14 protein-coding genes are annotated in these 19,000 nt (G+C 45.6%); 6 read left to right on the top strand and 8 right to left on the bottom strand.

The window, feature by feature from the left end; all coding sequences use genetic code 11:
* Positions 1 to 175: 175 nt before the first annotated feature.
* Complete coding sequence (gene purB, locus QT996_RS18325; RefSeq protein ID WP_333048161.1) at positions 176 to 1,471, bottom strand: adenylosuccinate lyase; 1,296 nt, start codon at positions 1,469 to 1,471, stop codon at positions 176 to 178.
* Positions 1,472 to 1,752: 281 nt separating this feature from the next.
* On the opposite strand from purB, the gene QT996_RS18320 reads away from it, so the two are divergent.
* Positions 1,753 to 2,928, top strand: a complete 1,176-nt coding sequence (locus QT996_RS18320) for a hypothetical protein (protein ID WP_333048160.1) — start codon at positions 1,753 to 1,755, stop codon at positions 2,926 to 2,928.
* A gap of 197 nt (positions 2,929 to 3,125) precedes the next feature.
* On the opposite strand, the gene QT996_RS18315 is transcribed toward QT996_RS18320, so the two are convergent.
* On the bottom strand, positions 3,126 to 4,274 hold the full coding sequence (locus QT996_RS18315; RefSeq protein ID WP_333048159.1) for a DNA cytosine methyltransferase: 1,149 nt from the start codon (positions 4,272 to 4,274) through the stop codon (positions 3,126 to 3,128).
* A gap of 357 nt (positions 4,275 to 4,631) precedes the next feature.
* Here QT996_RS18315 and QT996_RS18310 point away from each other — a divergent pair, with 357 nt between their 5' ends.
* The 3 genes from QT996_RS18310 (at position 4,632) to QT996_RS18300 (ending at position 8,338) form a co-directional block, all read left to right on the top strand.
* Positions 4,632 to 6,236 carry a metallophosphoesterase gene (locus QT996_RS18310; protein ID WP_333048158.1) on the top strand — a complete coding sequence of 535 codons (1,605 nt, stop codon included), beginning with the start codon at positions 4,632 to 4,634 and terminating at the stop codon, positions 6,234 to 6,236.
* A 90-nt stretch (positions 6,237 to 6,326) separates the two neighbouring features.
* A complete protein-coding gene (locus QT996_RS18305) occupies positions 6,327 to 7,103 on the top strand; it encodes a DUF3891 family protein (protein ID WP_333048157.1) in 777 nt (258 codons plus the stop codon).
* Between the two features lie 266 nt (positions 7,104 to 7,369).
* Complete coding sequence (locus QT996_RS18300) at positions 7,370 to 8,338, top strand: YegS/Rv2252/BmrU family lipid kinase (protein ID WP_333048156.1); 969 nt, start codon at positions 7,370 to 7,372, stop codon at positions 8,336 to 8,338.
* 52 nt (positions 8,339 to 8,390) lie between these two features.
* Here the strand turns inward: QT996_RS18300 and QT996_RS18295 are convergent, their stop codons facing one another.
* Positions 8,391 to 8,747: a hypothetical protein gene (locus QT996_RS18295; protein ID WP_333048155.1), complete on the bottom strand. Its 357-nt coding sequence runs from the start codon at positions 8,745 to 8,747 to the stop codon at positions 8,391 to 8,393.
* Between the two features lie 375 nt (positions 8,748 to 9,122).
* On the opposite strand from QT996_RS18295, the gene QT996_RS18290 reads away from it, so the two are divergent.
* Together QT996_RS18290 and QT996_RS18285 are read left to right on the top strand one after the other, a co-directional pair.
* Positions 9,123 to 13,616: a WD40 domain-containing protein gene (locus QT996_RS18290; RefSeq protein WP_333048153.1), complete on the top strand. Its 4,494-nt coding sequence runs from the start codon at positions 9,123 to 9,125 to the stop codon at positions 13,614 to 13,616.
* Between the two features lie 19 nt (positions 13,617 to 13,635).
* The gene (locus QT996_RS18285; RefSeq protein WP_333048152.1) at positions 13,636 to 13,851 is read left to right on the top strand and encodes a hypothetical protein; all 216 of its coding nucleotides are present in this window, start codon (positions 13,636 to 13,638) and stop codon (positions 13,849 to 13,851) included.
* A 31-nt stretch (positions 13,852 to 13,882) separates the two neighbouring features.
* On the opposite strand, the gene QT996_RS18280 is transcribed toward QT996_RS18285, so the two are convergent.
* From QT996_RS18280 to QT996_RS18260, 5 genes are all read right to left on the bottom strand, one after another.
* Positions 13,883 to 14,215, bottom strand: coding sequence for a XisI protein (locus tag QT996_RS18280; protein WP_333048151.1), 333 nt, complete (start codon positions 14,213 to 14,215; stop codon positions 13,883 to 13,885).
* Complete coding sequence (locus QT996_RS18275) at positions 14,203 to 14,556, bottom strand: element excision factor XisH family protein (protein WP_333048165.1); 354 nt, start codon at positions 14,554 to 14,556, stop codon at positions 14,203 to 14,205. Before QT996_RS18275 ends, QT996_RS18280 begins: the two co-directional genes overlap by 13 nt.
* Positions 14,557 to 14,789: 233 nt before the next feature.
* A complete protein-coding gene (locus QT996_RS18270; RefSeq protein WP_333048149.1) occupies positions 14,790 to 16,517 on the bottom strand; it encodes an ABC transporter ATP-binding protein in 1,728 nt (575 codons plus the stop codon).
* An 80-nt stretch (positions 16,518 to 16,597) separates the two neighbouring features.
* On the bottom strand, positions 16,598 to 17,080 hold the full coding sequence (locus QT996_RS18265) for an FxLYD domain-containing protein (protein ID WP_333048148.1): 483 nt from the start codon (positions 17,078 to 17,080) through the stop codon (positions 16,598 to 16,600).
* 181 nt (positions 17,081 to 17,261) lie between these two features.
* On the bottom strand, positions 17,262 to 18,965 hold the full coding sequence (locus QT996_RS18260; protein ID WP_333048146.1) for an NAD(P)/FAD-dependent oxidoreductase: 1,704 nt from the start codon (positions 18,963 to 18,965) through the stop codon (positions 17,262 to 17,264).
* Positions 18,966 to 19,000 lie beyond the last annotated feature (35 nt).

Below are 19,000 nucleotides of genomic sequence, written 5' to 3'. Positions count from 1 at the left end.
GTCCTTTTTTTCACATTTTGGCACAAAATGCAAGGGCTAATTGAGAATGGTGCAAGATCTCAGTTTTAACCGACTTTAGCTATGAGACGGGGGTTTTAACCCCCGGCGGACTGTGGGACAAGCGCGAGAACGCTCGATCTGTTCTCTATGCGTCATTTTTAATTGTTAATTATCCTCAAATTCCCAAGCGCTGATACACTAAATCTAAGTGCCTCAATTGATACTGCGGATCGAAACAATCATCAATTTCTTTGGTGGTCATCTTAGCTGTTACCCGATCGTCCTTAGCAATTAAATTGTAGAAATTGCCGCCCGGTTTGTTCCAAGCTTCGTGAGCACAAGATTGCACAACTTTGTATGCGTCTTCACGACTCGTGCCTTTTTCTACTAAGGCTAGCATCACGCGCTGGCTGAAGATGACTCCGCCGTAAAGATTCATGTTTTGCTTCATGTTTTCGGGATAGACTAGCAGGTGTTTTACTAAGTCTGTGGTTTCTACTAACATGAAGTGAGTTACTGTAGAACTGTCGGGCAAAATCATCCGTTCTACGGAACTGTGAGAGATGTCTCGTTCGTGCCAAAGTGCAACGTTTTCTAAGGCTGCGACGGCGTTGGCGCGGACGATTCTCGCCATTCCTGTGAGTCTTTCCGATCGAATCGGGTTGCGTTTGTGGGGCATGGCGGATGAGCCTTTTTGCCCTTTGGAAAAGAATTCTTCGACTTCGAGAACGTCGGTGCGTTGCAGGTTGCGGATTTCTACTGCAAAACGCTCGATCGATGCTGCTAAGAGTGCTAAGGTTTGGACGTATTCGGCGTGTCGATCGCGCGAAATGACTTGAGTGGATGCGGTATCGGGTTCGAGTCCGAGGTTTTGACAGGCGATCGCTTCAATTCGCGGGTCAATATTAGCATAGGTTCCGACTGCGCCGGAGATTTTGCCGACTGCAATGGACGATCGCAAATTCACTAATCGGGCGCGGTTGCGAAAGACTTCGGCCAGCCATCCTGCTAGTTTAAAGCCAAAGGTGATGGGTTCGGCGTGAATTCCGTGCGATCGGCCAACCATGACGGTATTGCGATGCTGTTGAGCCTGATAGCGAATAGCTTGACTCAATTCTTCGACACGTTCTAACAAGATATTGACGCTAGCGACTAATTGCAGCGCCAAAGCAGTATCGAGCACGTCGGAACTGGTTAAGCCGAGGTGAATGTAGCGGCCGGCATCGCCTACATATTCGTTGACATTTGTCAAGAAGGCGATCATGTCGTGGCGGACTTCGGCTTCAATTTCGAGGACTCGTTTGGGGTCAAAATTAGCCTTTGCTTTGATTTCTTCGACTGCGGCGGCGGGGATGTAGCCGAGTTCGGCTTGAGCTTCGCAGACAGCGATTTCTACTTGCAGCCAGCTTTTCAGTTTGGCGGTTTCAGTCCAGATGTTGCCCATTTCGGGCAAAGTGTAGCGCTCTATCACGGTGGGAGTTGGGGAATGCGATCGTCCTATTGTACCTCTGCGAGGCCTCCGTCTTCAGTCGGGATGGGGAATTTCGGGCGATCGAACTTTCCAGATATGTGACACATCGTCCGTAGACCGATCGTCCGCAGAGACTGAAAATTGGCAGATGAGTCGATCGAAACAGAAGATTCTGCGTGTTTTAGGTCATCTTGTAAGACAACTGCCGAGATTAATTTCTCTTTTCCAAAAAATCTATTTTTGTTATATTAGAGCTATCAATAAGTTTAAGGATTTGTTAAATGACATTAATAGCTGCCTTCTACATCAACAATCATCCTGTACTAATAGGAGATGTATTAATAAGTTGTCCAGACCCCTCAGAGCGTATTAATATCCCTACTAATGAAACTATAAAAGAATCTGCTCCTGAAGGTTTATGGTTCGGAATTCGGACACTTCGCCAAAAAGTTAATGTTCTCAGCTCGAATCTAATGATCGCCTGGTGCGGAGATATGTGCGCTGCACACACAATTTTAAAAGAAATTAAAGACCGTAATGACAAAAAAGAATTCACACAAAAATCTTTAAAAGCCTTTTTTGAAAGTGACGAAGCAATAGAGTGGATGGGAAATATAGAGGTTGGTTTTATAGGATATATTATTGATGATGACGGCATAAAACAATTTAATTATTCTTTTAACAAAACAGAAATAAATCAAAAAACAATACCTCCGTATGGGAATACATTAATAGCTGGTTCTGGTAGTAACCACCTAATACATTTATTAGAAGAAATAGTTCAACCAAGACAGCCATCAATACCTAAAAAAAATAGTGAATTCGACGAAGCTGTTATAAACTCGCTAACTATTTGTGGAGCATTATTAGCTACAGATTTTAAGAACATATTATCTGGTTATGGAGGCACGTTTGAAATTGCTACCCTAAACGAACAAGGGATGTTTGAGAAGGTTAATGACATAACTTATTTTCAGTGGTTCGTTTCAAATTGTGAAAGTAGTAACCCCAAACTAGATTTAGTAGGAAAAGCTTATAAGCTAATTTATATCAAGGATATGCTAGTAGTCTATACGCTTTCGATGGTTCAAACCCCCAGGCCATTAATTCGAGATTCCGTTCCTTTAAATTATTATGAATTTCCTATAGATGAGTCTCAATATTATAAAATAACACCCTGCTATAAATACTTCACTCCTAAAGAAATCAAATCTGTGGGTGCTGAAGATGGTATAGAGATTACTTCTCGCTTCAATTGCAATTATTTGTTTCCCATAGAATACAATCTGTCAGGAGAGATTGATTTTGTTCCGGGGAAAAATACAATTTGCAAGTCTCAGCGTTTCGCCGATAAAAATAGCAGCTACATAGTAGAATGTCCAAATGGCTCTCCATCAACTTTAATCATCCGAAATGAAGATTTGGCTTACCTAAAAAATAGCTACAATTCTTTTTGACTCAGGGAATTGTAGAGGAAATGTCGTCACTAAATGGAGAGTAAAAAAGTATATTATTGTGCAATAATTACCATTTTTTGACGACTCTCCAAGCTGTCTACCTAAATACCAACCCGAGTGGAGCTAAACAAATATGCTTATTTAGAATAATGAGTCAACAATATTTTAACACTTTTCAACATTCCATCCCTCTTTTGCTACTTTGGACATAGAAAAAATCTTTCGCCCAAATATGGAATAAGTGCAAAACCGATACACTCTGCTAAACGAGGCGGCACGGCATTGCCAATTTGCCACATTGCCTTTTTCATAGAACCTTCAAAAATAAATGAATCGGGGAAAGTTTGCAATCTAGCCATTTCGCGAGCTGAAATAACGCGGTTGAGATAAGGATGAATATGAGTGCCACCGTGATTTTCTTTAACAGTCATACTGGGTTTTCCCGGATACTGTCGCTTGAAAGCATCGGCGTAGCTTTCATACAAAGAACCGCCTGGTGGAACTTTAGCAAGTCTTTCCATGTACTGAACAGAATGACGAGTCCATTCGTGGTTGATTTCTGGGATGGGAGTATACTCTGGTAAATCATCAATTGCTGACTCAATCGCTTTGTATTGTTCCGGCAACAATTGCGGCTTCGGATAGGGGTTTGGCATCCCGAATCTATTGGCAATAAAAATGGCTCGCGGCCGGATTTGCGGAACTCCATAGGTTGCGGATTCCAGAACAGCAACGGACACATGGGGATAGCCAATTTCCTCAAAAGCCTCGCAAATGGCTTGCTTAACAGATCCTTTTTGTAGAGTCAATATTCCCGGTACGTTTTCCATGACAACATACCAAGGACGTATTTCAGAGACCACGCGGACAAACTCTCTAAATAAGCGATTTCGAGGGTCGTTGGGGTCGCGTTTTCCTGCAACTGAGAAGCCTTGACACGGCGGCCCGCCTACAACAACATGAACTTCTGGCGAACCAATTTCAGCGAGCAACTTTTGGGGATTTAAGTTTTTTATATCGTCGCACAAGTGATGGCAATCGGGAAAGTTTTTTGTATGAGTTGCCGAGGCGATTGGATTAATTTCAACACTCGCTACTGGTCGAAAACCTGCTTGCAATAAACCTTGCGTCATGCCGCCAGCACCGCAAAAAAGATCGACAAATGTATAGTCTGATTTTGGTCGTGACTGAGATTCAATATCAATGAATATCTTGTAGGGATCGCAGTCATTTGCTTCTAGTTCGCGTTGGATGCGTTCGTAACGCCCTAATTTTGCTTTCTTCTGCTTTTTGGCAGGAATTGGTTCTGAGTCATTTGAGAATAAAGACAGTTGTATTGCTTCCATTTTATATTTTTTTACTGCGTTCTATCTGATGTCGCCCATTTCGGGCAGGGTGTAGGGATCGATCGCGCTTGGAGTCGGAGAGTGCGATCGTCTCACACATTGCACCATTCTCGCTTAAAAGGCCCGACGACCTGTTCCACAAAGAGTGAATTTTATTGTGGGGTGAACCCCAGAGCCCGCCCATAACAGGCTGATTGAGAAAGGTGCAAGATGTGAGTTGTAAGGCAGTATTGTCGTCAAAAACCCGGTTTCTGACCACCCGCGCGTCGATTTTCAGCTTTTAGAGAGATGTAAAAACTCGCCCGATCGCTACATTATGATTAACTAGGAACTCAGCAATTTTGGAGAAGAGGTGAATTGAAATTCGTTTCCGACCCGCAAATAAAAGTCAAAATCCGCAAAATGAACGAGCGGGTGCGGTGGCAAGAACAGTCGATCGTCGATCGGGGAATCGACCAAACTCGGATGGTTTTGGAATCTCCAACCACCGACTCTCCAGAGTTTTCGTTTTTAGTCGTAGGCGACAGCGGCACGGGCAATCACCGCGGCTACAATCCCCAGCGGCAGATTGCCGAACTGATGCTCTCCGAACGCGAAACTTGCCGTTTCGTCCTCCACACGGGCGATGTAGTTTATCTCGTCGGTTCCAGCGAATATTACTTGCAAAACTTTATTCGCCCCTACCGAGAATTTATAGTCGGCGGCGAGCATCCCTCTCGGATTGCCTACGATCGCATGGTGTTTAATTTTCCGTTTTTGCCCGTACCGGGAAACCACGACTATTACGACTTGCCGATAGTCTACGGCATTCTGTCGGCGACAGCTTTGCCGCTGCGCCGGCTGTTGGGTTCCAAGTTGGATCTTGATGTCGGCTGGCACGGTTCCGATCGCGGAAATGCCTACGCCAAAGCCTTTCTCGACTACCTGCAAGCTCACAAAATGCCGGGAGAGCTCGATCGCCACCTAGACGCCCACTACACCGCCAGCAGCAGCACAGGCCGCTGCCTCCGTTACCAACCCGGACGCTTTACCCGCTTACCCAACCGCTACTACACCTTCTGCAGCGGCGGCATAGACTTCTTCGCCCTTGACTCCAACACCTTCAACGAGCCATTGCCGATCCCGAAAACCAAACAGGGCGACATTCGCCGCCAGAATTTGGAACTCGATCGGCAGAAATTGGAACAAGAAAAATTGGCAATGCTCGAAATCTGCGATCGGCTCAACCCCCAAATTCTTGAGGAAGCCGAACAGCTAGACGACTTGGCAGCCAAATTAGAGCAAGTTGACGAAATGCTGATAGATATTGACAAACAACTGTCCCCCGACAAAACGGCCGCCACAGACGTTGAACAGCTCGAATGGCTCAAAAAAAGGCTGATTAACTCTTGGCGCGATTCCGAGGTGCGGGGGCGGGTAATTTACCTGCACCACCCCCCCTACGTGACAGAGGCGACAAAGTGGAATCAAGCTCAAACTTTGGCGGTGCGGTTGCGATTGCGCGAGGTACTTGACGGGGTGGCGGATGCCGTTGGGGATGTGGCGCGGGGGCGTCCGCTAGTAGATTTGGTGCTGACGGGCCACGCCCACTGTTTGGAATACCTGCGGACAGGGAATACCGGCCACGGCGACTCTGGGATTAATTGGCTTGTATGCGGGGGAAGCGGCCACAGTCTCCGCCGCCAGCGCCCGGAAGGGCCGGTGTTGGAGGAAGTATGGAGTCCAGAAGCCGATCGATTGGCGCGTGAGGGCGGGCGATCGCAAAAAGGCGATCGGCGGATAGCGGAATCTTTGCTATTTGTCGGCCGCAGCGGCCAAGGTTCCCACAAACGCCGTCCTTATTCGTGTTTGCGGATTGATGTTCTCGATGGGTGTCCCCCGAAGTTCCGCATCCGACCTTTGATTGTCGAACGATTTGAGGGGAAATGGCAGGATATCTCGATCGAACCTTTTGTGATTTAACTTGAGTTTTTCTGCAAGTATCGAGTCACCTTGAAAAGGTAGACTTTGACCGATTCCCCCGTTTTTAAGGTTAGGGGGAGGGAGAGCCGAATGCTCTCACAAAATACTCGTATTAACTTAATTGAGGAGAAAAATTCAATGATTGCTAACTTAACCGCCACCGGCTGGGAAATTATTTACCACCGCGCCCACGCTTTGCTCGCGGCCCAACTTGGCGGCCAGTGGAAGCGCTCGAAATCTCCGCTTCGCTTATATGAAACCATCGCAGCCATTTCTCATCACGACGATTTAGAGAAAGAGTGGGAAGAACATATATTGACTGAAGCGGGCGCGCCCTTAGATTTTACGTTGCAGACGGAAACGTCTCTGCCGAAAATTAAAGCCATGGCGCAAAATGCGCTATATCGCGGTAGGTGGGTAGCCATGCTGATTTCTATGCACATGAGCTTTCTCAATGAAGGAAAGCGGGGAGAGTCGAAGGAACTCGACGAGTTTTTGGACGAACAACTGGAAAATCAAAAAAAATGGCAAAAAGAGTTGCAAATTTCTGAGGAAGATGCTACAGCAGCTTATGCTTTTTTCCAGTGGTGCGATCGGCTATCATTAATTCTTTGCAGTCGCGAGTTACCCGCCGGAGAACGAGCTTTAGAAATTAGTGTCGGCCCGGACGGTAAGCGCTACGATATTGTACAGAACAGCAACGAACTCGTGACTGTAACTCCTTGGCCTTTTGAAGACGATAAATTTACTGTGAACGTCGAAGCGTGTCATTTGGATCGAGTGCAGTTCGACAGCAACGAGGAAATCAAGGAAGCGCTGCACAAAGCTCCGCGCGAAGTCTTAGAGTGGACTTTTGTCAAGTCTTAATTAAACCTTTGAAAAATAGGTGAGGGTGGTTGTCCGAGTTTGGCGGGCCTTGCATTTGTGTAAACTTAAGGTTACAACCATGTCTAAATCAGGGTTATAGTTGAGTGTTGATTCCCCCTAACCCCCCTTAATAAGGGGGGAGGACAAGAACACTCAAAGTGGGCCTTATTTAGGGGGATTTAGGGCGATCGAAACTTCGATACAAGCGAAAAAAATCGAGGGTTTCAGTTCACCCATTACCCATTACCAATTACCTATTACCAAATATGAACCGTTCAGCTTGCCTAATTTTTAATCCCGTCGCCGGCAACAGTGACCCCGACCAAGACTTAGCTAGAATTCAGGAACTTTTAGAGCCTTTTATTGACTTAGACATTCGGCTGACAACCCCAGAATTAGACGCGGATCAAATCGCCCGCGAAGCAGTTGCTAGGGGAGTTGAGGCAATTATTGCTTCCGGGGGCGACGGCACATTATCCGCAGTTGCTGGGGCGATTGTCAGCACAAATATTCCTTTAGGAATTATTTCGCGGGGAACTGCTAATGCTTTTGCTAATGCTTTAGACATTCCTAATACTATTGACACCGCCTGCGAAAATATTTTGGGAGGGTTGACGCGGGTGGTGGATGCGGCGATTTGCAACGGTGAAATGCCGATGGTTTTGTTAGCTGGAGTGGGCTTTGAGGCAGAAACCGTCGAACTAGCCGATCGCGAAATGAAGAATCGCTGGGGAATGTTGGCTTACATTCTATCGGGAATTAAACAGTTAAACAATTTAGAAAGGTTTGAAGCGGAAATCGAAACCGAGGATAAAATTATCAGCGTTACTGCTGTGGCGGTGACGGTGGCGAATGCAGCGCCGGCTACTTCCATTTTAGCTCAAGGCCCGGCGGGGATTATTTTTGATGACGGCTTGCTGGATGTGACGCTGGTTGCGCCTCAGAATAAAGCAGGGGCGATCGCCGCTTCTTATCATCTATTGCAAACAGCTTTGAGTGGCAATCCTACGGATCGCGACGACATCGGTTATTTGCGGGCAAAAAAAGTAACGATTAGTGCCGATCCGCCTCAAAAAGTGGTTGTAGACGGGGAAATCTTCGGCATGACTCCGGTTTCTATTGAGTGCATCCCGGGAGCTTTAACTATTTTTGTACCGCGAGTTGAAGAAGAGCCAGTCGTGGAAAAACTCACTGGTTTAGCGGATCTCGAAATTACATTGAAACCCATAACTTAAAATTTTTAGCGACACAAACAATAAGAAAGACCGCCCGGGCGGTCTTTAATTTTTAGGCGTCTAAGATTTGGCGAATCCGACGCTCTAAAAGTTCTAGATCGAGTCCACCTTCATCGCGGCTGATGCGGCGGACGGTGACATTGACATTGCTCAAATCTGCCAGTAAATCTTGCAGGATTTCTTGTTGTTGGCGAGCTTGAGTAATTTCGCGCGGTTCTTGCACCAAATCGCGCACGATCGTATCTTCACCGCGCGAAGCAACAATCGGGTCTGCTTCGCCGTCTACGTGGACGAAAGTGCGTCGTCCGGGGCCGCGTTCTGCTTCGATTGGGATTACTGCTGTCACTTTGTCCGATCGTACATATTTGCCAAATCCCAGGTGGACTAAGACCGAAGATTGTATTTTCATAGATAGCAAGTTTTATTTGTTAGTTATCTATATTTTAACTTTTGCATTCAGGATATAACAACTAATATGCTCGTTAATTTTACTACAAAATATGTCGGTTTTTGCTCTCTTTTATTCTTGTCATTCTTTGTAAAATTTGCTAAGCTAATTAACTGAATATAACCTACACACGGGTAGTCAGAAACCGGGTTTTTTCGGAAAATATTTCCTTCCAGCCAGCAGAGTCTGTAAAAACCCGGTTTCTTTTGCCGGAGTGCGTAACTCCTGTTAACATAGAATTAGAGCAATTTACGACCCGCAGCGCATTTCAGGGACACAGCCTACCGATTCTAGATTTGAGCATTACTTCCACGGAAAAACAGGAAAGCCTAAATCATGTTAATTAGTCTCGACTTAGTTATCAGCCTCGTGACGGCAATTCCCTTCGGCACTATCAAAGACAAGTTTCAGCGCAACGAAACAGTCATCAAAATCTTAAAAAGATTTAATCTCGACCCCGATGCTCCGCCCGCAGATTTTAGCGGAGTTTATGTTTATACTTTAGTAGAATACGGCGCTGGCAAACCCAAGCAGATTTTAGAACTGTTTCGCCAAAAAGAGATTGAATCAGCATTTCGCCAAGCCTTCGAGTCCGATAGCCCCGCTATTTTAATTAAAGCAGGCGATGACTATCTGAATGAGAGCGCTTTAGGCAAAGAAATTCGAGATTTAGGCATTGACCCCAGACGGGAATTCATGGCATTTGCCGCTGTGTTTATGGAAGTAGCAAAGCGGACGCGGACGCTGGGAGATGTAATGGTGGGAAATGCGATCGCCTCTTTGCAAAAACGCCTATCTATGGTAATGGATCGCATCGAACGCCTCCCCACACTCGAAGGAATTCGCACCGAATTTGCACGACTGGAATGTGAAGATTATCCCGCACTTCCAGCAGCCGAATCAAGCAATATTCAAAAGTCTAAAGTTTTTATTTTATCGCAACAAGTTCGAGGTTGGTTTGAAACATTAAGTTATAAGTTTGAGCCATATCAAATCTCGGAAGATAACTATTTTGAATGGATTATCAATGTCCCCGTCAGACGCAATCGGTACGATCGCATTTTAGTGCGCGGAATTGCCGGAGAAGCAGGACTCAGAGACATCTCAGCCTTGCGCGAGTCGGTGGAAAAACAGCGCACCGATGAAGGCTGGTTAGTCACTGCCCGCCGCATTAGTAGCGCCGCACGGATTGAAGTAGAAAAAGCCGAAAATAGTAATTTAGCTTGCTATACTTTTGATGAATTACTCGACCAAGATGCCGATTTTACTGCTTATCTGGATTGGCTAGAAACTGAAATCACCAGCCGAGGAATTGATACTAAATATGTGCCGTTAGCTTGTACAAAAGAAGAACTTGACCCCGATACTCAGCGCAAGATAGGCGTGAGTCATTATGGCGATCGAGAGGGCTGGATCGAAGGTTATATTGACCTGTGGTTAGATGACCCAGTTAAAGAACATATTTCTGTTTTAGGAGAATTTGGGACGGGTAAAACTTGGTTTGCGATGCACTATGCTTGGATGGCGCTGCAACGCTACAAAAAAGCTCAAAAGCGCGGCTTAGAACGTCCGCGTTTACCCTTAGTAATTCCTTTGCGAGATTACGCCAAAGCAGTTAGTGTCGAGTCGCTATTTTCCGAGTTTTTCTTTCGGAAGCACGAGATACCTTTGGCGGGTTATTCGGCTTTTGAACAACTCAATCGCATGGGCAAATTTCTGCTGATTTTCGATGGTTTTGATGAAATGGCCGCTAAGTGCGATCGGCAAGAAACCATCAACAACTTCTGGGAACTAGCAAAAGCCGTCGTTCCCGGCGCAAAAGTCATCCTCACTTGCCGTACCGAACACTTTCCTGAAGGCAAGGAAGGACGGGCATTGTTCAATGCAGAACTGCAAGCATCAACAACCATTTTAACTGGCGAAACTCCCCAATTTGAAGTCTTAGAATTAGAGAAATTTAACGACGAGCAAATTGGGCAAGCGCTGTCATTTCAAACAGAAGCCGCGACTGTCGAAAAAGTGATGGGAAACCCGCAACTATTGGATTTAGCGCGTCGCCCGGTGATGACTGAGTTAATTTTGGAAGCATTGCCCGATATTGAAGCTGGAAAACCAGTCGATATGTCGCGGATCTATCTGTATGCGGTGCGGCGGAAGATAGAGAGAGATATTAAAGCAGAACGCACCTTTACTTCGTTAGCAGATAAGCTTTACTTTTTGTGCGAATTGTCTTGGGAAATGCTGTCTACCGACCAAATGAGCCTGAATTATCGCGGTTTTCCCGATCGCATTCGCAACCTGTTTGGTTCCGTCGTCCAAGAGGAAAAAGACTTAGACCACTGGCACTACGACATGATGGGTCAAACGATGCTGATTCGCAATGCAGATGGCGATTATACTCCGGCGCACCGTTCGTTATTAGAGTTTTTTGTCGCTTATAAATTTGCAGCGGAATTGGGAGTTTTGGCCGCAGATTTTACCGAATTAGTTGCGCCTGAACAGTCTTGTTTAGATCGTAATGCAGCGCCTCAAAAATATGCTTGGTCTAATTATTGTCGATTGCAAGCCCAAAAGAGAAATAATGGTGAACTTATTGCGCCTTTGCAGGGATTTGTTGCTGAAGATTTAGGGCAACTTCGCCAGAGTTTCGGACACGCGCCGCTGACAAAAGCAGTAATGGATTTGTTGTTACCAATGGTAGGGGCGGTGTCCTCGTGCCGGCCCTGCCTCGATGTAGGGGCAGCTACGGAGGAATTATTGGAAATTGTGGAAGCAACGCGGGGAAAAACAGAAAGTGAGGTAGGTTATGTGGGAGGGAATGCGGCGACGCTGTTGGTGAAAATCGATCGCACTGCGTTAGAAGCAAAAGACCTTTCTCGTGCGGTTATTTTAGGTGCTGATTTGACAAATGCGGCGCTGCGTCGCGTCAACTTTGCGGAAGCTAATTTGGCTAATTCTGCTTTTACTAAAATCTTCAGCAGCGTGCGATCGGTCATATTTAGTCCCGATGGCAAACTGTTAGCTACAGGTGATACTGATGGCATAGTTCGCTTGTGGGAAGCTAGCAGTTGCAGAGAAATATTGACCTGTAAAGGACATACCAACGTGGTGGAGTCAGTCGCCTTTAGTCCTGACGGTAAGATACTTGCTAGCGGGAGTTATGAAAATACAATCAAGTTATGGGATGTCAAGACTGGTGAATGTTTAAAAGTTTTGCAGGGACATACCGGATCGGTAATGTCAGTCACCTTCAATCCTGATGGAAATATACTCGCTAGCGGGAGTTTTGATGGCGCGATCAGGTTATGGGATATTCACACGGGTGAATGCTGCAAAATTTTGCAAGACCATACTAAAGTTGTATTTTCAGTGGCTTTTCATCCTGCTGGTGAGATGTTAGCCAGTGGAAGTGGCGACACAACAGTAAGGCTGTGGAATGTCGGTACTGGTGAATGCCTCAAAATTTTGTACGGTCATACTAAAAACGTGTTTTCAGTAGCTTTCCATCCTGCGGGTGAAATACTTGCTAGTGGCAGCAGCGAAAAAACAGTGAAACTGTGGGATATCAGTAGCGGTGAATGTCTCAAAACTTTGGAGGGACATGGCGATCGAGTACGGTCAATAGCCTTCAGTCCTTCGGGCGAAATACTCGCAAGTGGAAGTCACGATCGAACTGCAAAGCTGTGGGATATCCGCACTGGAGAATGCTTGAATACTTTGCAAGGACATAGCAATCAAGTAAGGTCAGTCGCCTTCAGTCCAAACGGTGAAATACTTGTTAGCGGTAGTTACGATAAAACGCTGAGGCTGTGGGATATCGACAGCGGTGAATGCTTGAATACACTGCAAGGGCATCGCAATCAAGTAATATCGATCGCCTTCAGTCCAAACGGTAAAATACTTGCTAGCGGCGATGACGAACAAACTGTCAAGCTGTGGGATGTCAGCAGTGGTAAGTGCCTCCAAATTTTGTACGGGCACCTCGATCGGGTAAACTTAGTTGCCTTCAATCCTTCGGGTCAAATACTTGCCAGCGCTAGTTATGACCAAACACTGAAACTGTGGGATATTCGCAGTGGTGAATGCCTTCATACTTTGCCAGAATTTGGCAATGAAACACGATCGATCGCCTTCAGTCCAAATGGTGAAATACTTGCGAGTGCAGGTTATGACCAAACGGTGAGGCTGTGGGATATCGGTACTGGCGAATGCCTCAAAACGTTGCACGGACATAACAATTATGTATACTCGGCTGCTTTCAGTCCTTTGGGCGAGATATTTGCCAGTGAAGGTTTTGACGGAACGGTGAGGCTGTGGGATATCCATACTGGTGAATGCCTCCAAATATTGCAGGGGCATACGGATTGGGTACGCGCGATCGCCTTTAGCCACAACGGTGAAATACTTGCCAGTGGAAGTATCGATCAAACAGTAAGACTATGGGATATCAACAGCGGTGAATGCCTCAATATTTTTCACGGGCATACTGATTGGATACGTTCAGTTGCCTTTAGTTATTCGGGTGAAATAGTTGCTAGTGGAAGTGTAGATGGAACGGTAAGAATATGGGATATCCGTACAGGTAAATGTCTAAAAATTTTGCAAGATCATACCAGTAGAATTAACTCAGTTGCCTTCTGTTCAAATGAAAAAATTATTGCTGCTTGTAGTCGGGATGGCACAATTATACTTTGGGATGTTGAGACGGGTGAGTGCCTCAAAATACTTAAAAGTGACAGACCTTATGAGGAGATGAATATCGCGGGCGTTACGGGTTTAACGGAAGTTGAAAAAGCCACGCTCAAAGCTTTAGGTGCTGTTGAAAATTAATCATCGAAAAGGAGGAAGTATGCAGTCAGCAATACGGATTACAACCAAAGTTCTTGCAGGAAATAAACTTGAAATTCAAGTGCCGCCTGGATCTGTGGGCGAAGAGGTTGAAGTTTTTGTGATTATACCAGAAAAGCCTCAAGGCGGGCGGCGTAAAGTGTTGGAATTGCTTACAGAAATCCGCAGCCGTCATGTTTCCAGAACTGTTGAAGAAATTGACCGGGAACTTCAATAATAAAGAAACTACTGGAACAGTTAAACCTAATTTATTCTATTGCAAATTCACTCAATTTTCGCATATTAGGAGGGTCAAACCCAAGTACAATATCTTGTTTAGGAACTCCCAATTCTACCAGTTCGTTAGCAATACCCACCTCGGTTCCATCTTGCTGAATCCAGATTTTATTGTCCATAATATCCAGGTGCAAAACCGGGCCATAAATGCGCCGCTGATTGCGCCAGCCGACATATACTAATTGATAATGATCGCGCTCGACATCAAAGATAGTTTGAGCCTGAATGCGTTCATCCCAAACAAGACTAGCGTGTTGGGAGAGCAGATTTTGGATGTGCTGCCTATAAAGGTCTACATTTGCCATTGTGCGATCGCCTCTTGGTCTATATCGTAAATCATCAAATGAACTTGATTTTGTTGAACTAAAGACTGAATAAACCCCATTGTGAAAAAACTATCGTAGACATTACTGGGTACTGCCAGGTATAAAATGCGGTCAGTTTCTTGTTGTTGTAAAGCTGCTCGATAACTAATGAACTGTCCTAAAGCTGTGTAAAATTGGGATATTTTGGATGGGCCAATAAAGCTTTTGATTTCAACGGCGATTTTCTGTCCGTCTTTTTCTGCCGCAACCACCTTTTCGGCACCCAAGTCGATGTAAAGTTCGAGAGTTCCTGCCTGTAAAGTGTAGGGATCGTGAGTAATCTGCTATCCATCTTTCTGGAGAGCGATTTTAACGACTTCGTGAAAGGCATCTTTAGCAGGCATGGCTATACTGACTCGTTGTGTTTAATATCTTGGGTAGTTGTTGTATTTTAAGTATATGCGCTATTCATCTAGAACATCACTGACCCACGGGTAGCCAGAAACCGGGTTTTTTTCGAGAATACTTCGTTGAGGCCAGCAGAAACGGCCAAAAACCCGGTTTCTAAAATAGCCTACTGACTAAACTGTTGAGCGTAGTACCCAGCATAGCGGTCGCCCTTTTCCAGCAATTCCTCGTGCGTCCCCGATTCCACAATTCTGCCTTTTTCCAAAACTAAAATGCGATCGGCTCTCCGCACAGTAGCCAAGCGGTGCGCGATAATAAACACAGTGCGATCGCGCATCAATCTTTCCAGCGCTTCTTGCACTAAACCTTCGGATTCCGAATCCAGCGCCGATGTCGCTTCATCCAAAATCAATATTCTCGGATTAAGCAAAACTGCACGGGCGATCGCAATTCTTTGTTTCTGTCCCCCAGATAAATTTACACCCCTTTCTCCTACCCAAGTTTGATAACCGTCGGGAAACTCACTAATAAATTGATGAGCGTTAGCAATTTGCGCCGCTTTTTCAACATCTTTTAGTTCATAATACGATCGCCCAAAAGCAATATTTTGAGCAATCGTACCCGAAAATAAAATAGTTTCTTGCGGTACAATTCCGATTTGCCTCCGCAGAGTATTTAAGGTGACATCTTGAATATCAATACCGTCAATTAAAATCTGTCCCGCTTGGGGATCGTAGAATCTCGGTAACAAGTTTACTAAAGTAGTTTTACCCGCACCGGATGCACCAACAAGGGCAATCATTTCTCCGGGAAGCACCAACAAACTCATGTTTTGCAGAATGGGTGTCTCTGAGTTATAGGCAAAATTAATGTTGCGGTATTCGACTTTGCCTGTAACATGGGGAAGTTCGATCGCCCCAGGCTTTTCGACTACTGTGGGTTCAATTGCTAATAATTCAAAAATGCGATCGCTAGAAGCTTCTCCCTGCTTAAAATCCCCGTAATTAGCAGTTGTAATAGCGATGGGGTCAATTAAAAGTGCCACCCCTGCGATATAACTGATAAATTGAGTACCTGTGAGGTTTCCTTGAGAAATTTGCCAACCTCCTAGGAAAAAGAGCAAAATTACGCTCATCGCTTCCAGAAAGCCAACTACAACGAACTGAAGTGCTTTTACTCGTTCGGACAAATACTTAGCGCGGCGGTTTTGTTCTGCTTCTTCTGCAAAGCGGGCAATTTCGTAGTCTTCAGCCACAAATGCTTTGATTAAACGAATGCCGCTGAATACTTCTGTCAGCAACGCGGATAAATCAGAGATACGATTTTGACTTTGCCGCGAGTAACTTAGCAGTTTCTCGCCAAACCAACCAATTAAAATAGCCATCAGCGGTGCAATAATTAATGCACCCAAGGTTAATTGCCAGTTGAGATAAATCATATATCCCAGGACGGCAATTAGCTGCAAAACACAAGGGATAAATTGATGAAAAAATTTATTTACTACTTCGCCAATGCGGTCAATATCTTCGGTGAGGCGGTAGGATAAGTCTCCGGTTTTGGCAGTTTCAAAGTAGCCGAGATTGAGAGTTTGAAGATGGGAGTAGACTTTTTTGCGAATTTCTAAAGCAATAGTCAAAGCAGCTTTGGCCATCAGCGTATCTTGACCATACTGGGCTGTACCGCGAATTAGAAATATAATGGCACTGAGTGCAGCAATTTGAGCAAACCCTTGTAAATCTCCTTTGCCTATAAATTTTGCTGTTTCGCCAACTAGCCACGCTATAATTGGCCAAAATATGGTAAATACTACGGTACAAGCTAATGCTTTACCGATGGTTTGTTTTTGGGGACGGAGGTAGGGTAAGATTTGCCAGTATGTCGATCGAGCTTTCAAGATATTTTGCCCTCGCAAGTTCTGTTTTTAGAGATATCTGAGCCAAAATATGATAACAGCGATCGGGCCAATCTCAACCATCATTCTTGACCGTCGGCATGAGTAGCCTCTACCTTAGCCCCCGCTACAACTGCACCCCGAAACGCGGCTGACTGTCCGGGTGCAAGAGTAACTGGTTCAGCGTAGATAAATCCGTTGTCAATTAAATTGCCTGACTCGTCCAAAACTTCATAATTGACTTTGACATTCTTGATTATTTTGCAGCCTTGATTAAGCACTTGACCGCTGAAAAACTTGCCGTCATAATTTGCCGCCGCAATTGACACTTTTGCAGAAACGTTGGAACCGGAAATACAAGTTTGGGAAGTTCCAGAAGCTGGCTTTTTATCGCACAATTTGCCCAAGTCTACTGTTTTGCCGTCGGGGGTTTTCATGTAGCAAAAAGGTTCATCAACTGGTGAATTTTGAGCAAGTGTATTTGTAAAGTCTGTAAGCAAAGGGCGAGCCGATATCGGCGACATTAGCAAACTAGATAAAGCTAGTGTTAAAGGTAAAACAATCATGTTTTTTGGCAAGAATTTGTACATAATAATTCACATAAATTTTACGTTTGCATATCTCTCTGTATGGTGTACCTTACGACTAATTTAAATTTTTGGGCGGGCTATAAGCCCACCCCACAAGAATTAGATGCACGGGCTAGGAGCAACGGCCCACAAGAATTTAGATGCGGGCCTTACGAGATTATCTAATACTCGGCTTTCTATTCCCAAGATTCCGCGCTCCGGGAATTTTCCGGCTGGGACGGCGACTGTTCAAACTGCTAGCAGTTCGAGCATTCACAGAATCAGCAGCAGGTATCAAACCCAAATCTTGCAAAATTTCAACAGCCGCCCTTTGTCCCGTTTCGCAACCGCCTTCCATGTAACCTTGGTTTTCTAGCGAAGTGTGTTCGCCGGCAAAATATAAATTGCCAACTCGTTCGCCTTCAACCCCGTACATTTGCGTCCACTGTCCGACTAAATAGCAGGCATAAGAACCTTTAGAAAAGCGTTCTCCCGGCCAATAAGCTCGCACAGCTTTGCCCGATCGCAAATTTCTCACTCCGGGAAAAACTCTTTCAAATTGGTTCAAAAATCTTTGTGCTTGGTCTTCTGGAGTTCCGGCACCGATCGACAAACCCTGCTTTCCTCCTGTAAAATTAGTAACTAAACCGTTAGGAGTAGGGGCAAAAGGCGTAGCTTCCCAGGTATTCTGGAATCCTAAATCGCTATAAACAGAAGCAGTCGATCGGTAAAGTTCTCGCCAAATTCGGCTGCGGTAGCCGGTAACTAACTTAGAATTAGTACCGTAACCCAATTGCTCGATCGCCCTACGCTTTGGTTGGGGCAAAGGTACGTTAATTCTAACGTCTCGCAGAGTGCTAAACGGCAAAGTTAACAAAACTCGCTCGTAAGTGCGATCGAACGCGCTTTGCCCCGATCGCAAATTTACCCGATAGCGGCCATCCGGTAAAAGAGTAATCGCTTCCAAAACCGTCCCCGCTTCGATCGAACCCGACAATTGACTTGCTAAACTGTTGATAATTTGACTGTTGCCACCGTCAATTTGATAACGCTCATCGCTGTTGCCGTACAATTCAAAACTGCCAGCTTTAGAACCGATTAAAAACAACAGATTTAACGCCGACTGTTCTTCGGGATCTCGACCGTATTCAGTCGTGTAAGCAATGCGGAGTAACTGCCGGACAATCGTGCTAGTATCAGCTTGGCTTACATATTCAGAGAGCGAAAGATTGTCCAATCTTTCCGCTGCTTCTGTAAAATCTTGATAGCTAATTTCATCGCCAACCGCCTGCAAATCAGCAGTAATTTTACTCGCTAGTGGCGAAAATTCCGCGATTATTTGCTCAAGAGAAAAGCGGCGCCCTTCAAAGAAAAAAGAATCCTTCACCAGTCCATTCTGCACTTGGGCTAAGTCGATCGCGCGCAGGCCCAATTCCGACGCCAGGGAAATCAAAGTAGTGTGGCCGGTGTCAATAAATTCTCCCCCCACATCAGCCGGAATCAGCGTTCCAGCCACCTTGGGTATAGTGCGTATCCGCCCCCCCACGCGGTTAGTTGCCTCGATTATATCGGCGCGCACGCCCCCTTGGCGCAAGCGATAGGCGGCCGTCAAACCCGCAATTCCCGCACCCACAACCAAAATCGGCGATCGTCCGCCCTGTTGAGCAAAAGCTCCCCCACCCTCCCTGGTAAAAGTCGCAGCAGCGACAGCCCCCGCAGCAGCTAAGCCCCCGTGCAGCAAGCGGCGCCGAGATATGGGAGAATTGGGAATGCCAGCGCTCAGCATCCCCAGCAGTTCATCAGCCGGAATGCCCGTTTCCCTTGATTTCTGGGCAATAGTCGCAGCGCGGCGCAGCATTGCCATCAGTGCAGATTTAGCCATAATTAAGACCTCCTCACAAAACAAAACTTTGATGT

Source organism: Microcoleus sp. S13C4 (genome assembly GCF_036700865.1).
GTDB lineage: Bacteria > Cyanobacteriota > Cyanobacteriia > Cyanobacteriales > Microcoleaceae > Microcoleus.
This window is presented reverse-complemented; position numbering and strand designations above follow the sequence as displayed.

Coding starts and splice junctions, on each gene's coding strand:
- QT996_RS18320 (WP_333048160.1), top strand. CDS start 1,753: ATGACATTAATAGCTGCCTTCTACATCAACAATCATCCTGTACTAATA.
- QT996_RS18315 (WP_333048159.1), bottom strand. CDS start 4,274: ATGGAAGCAATACAACTGTCTTTATTCTCAAATGACTCAGAACCAATT.
- QT996_RS18305 (WP_333048157.1), top strand. CDS start 6,327: ATGCTCTCACAAAATACTCGTATTAACTTAATTGAGGAGAAAAATTCA.
- QT996_RS18300 (WP_333048156.1), top strand. CDS start 7,370: ATGAACCGTTCAGCTTGCCTAATTTTTAATCCCGTCGCCGGCAACAGT.
- QT996_RS18295 (WP_333048155.1), bottom strand. CDS start 8,747: ATGAAAATACAATCTTCGGTCTTAGTCCACCTGGGATTTGGCAAATAT.
- QT996_RS18290 (WP_333048153.1), top strand. CDS start 9,123: ATGTTAATTAGTCTCGACTTAGTTATCAGCCTCGTGACGGCAATTCCC.
- QT996_RS18285 (WP_333048152.1), top strand. CDS start 13,636: ATGCAGTCAGCAATACGGATTACAACCAAAGTTCTTGCAGGAAATAAA.
- QT996_RS18280 (WP_333048151.1), bottom strand. CDS start 14,215: ATGGCAAATGTAGACCTTTATAGGCAGCACATCCAAAATCTGCTCTCC.
- QT996_RS18265 (WP_333048148.1), bottom strand. CDS start 17,080: ATGATTGTTTTACCTTTAACACTAGCTTTATCTAGTTTGCTAATGTCG.
- QT996_RS18260 (WP_333048146.1), bottom strand. CDS start 18,965: ATGGCTAAATCTGCACTGATGGCAATGCTGCGCCGCGCTGCGACTATT.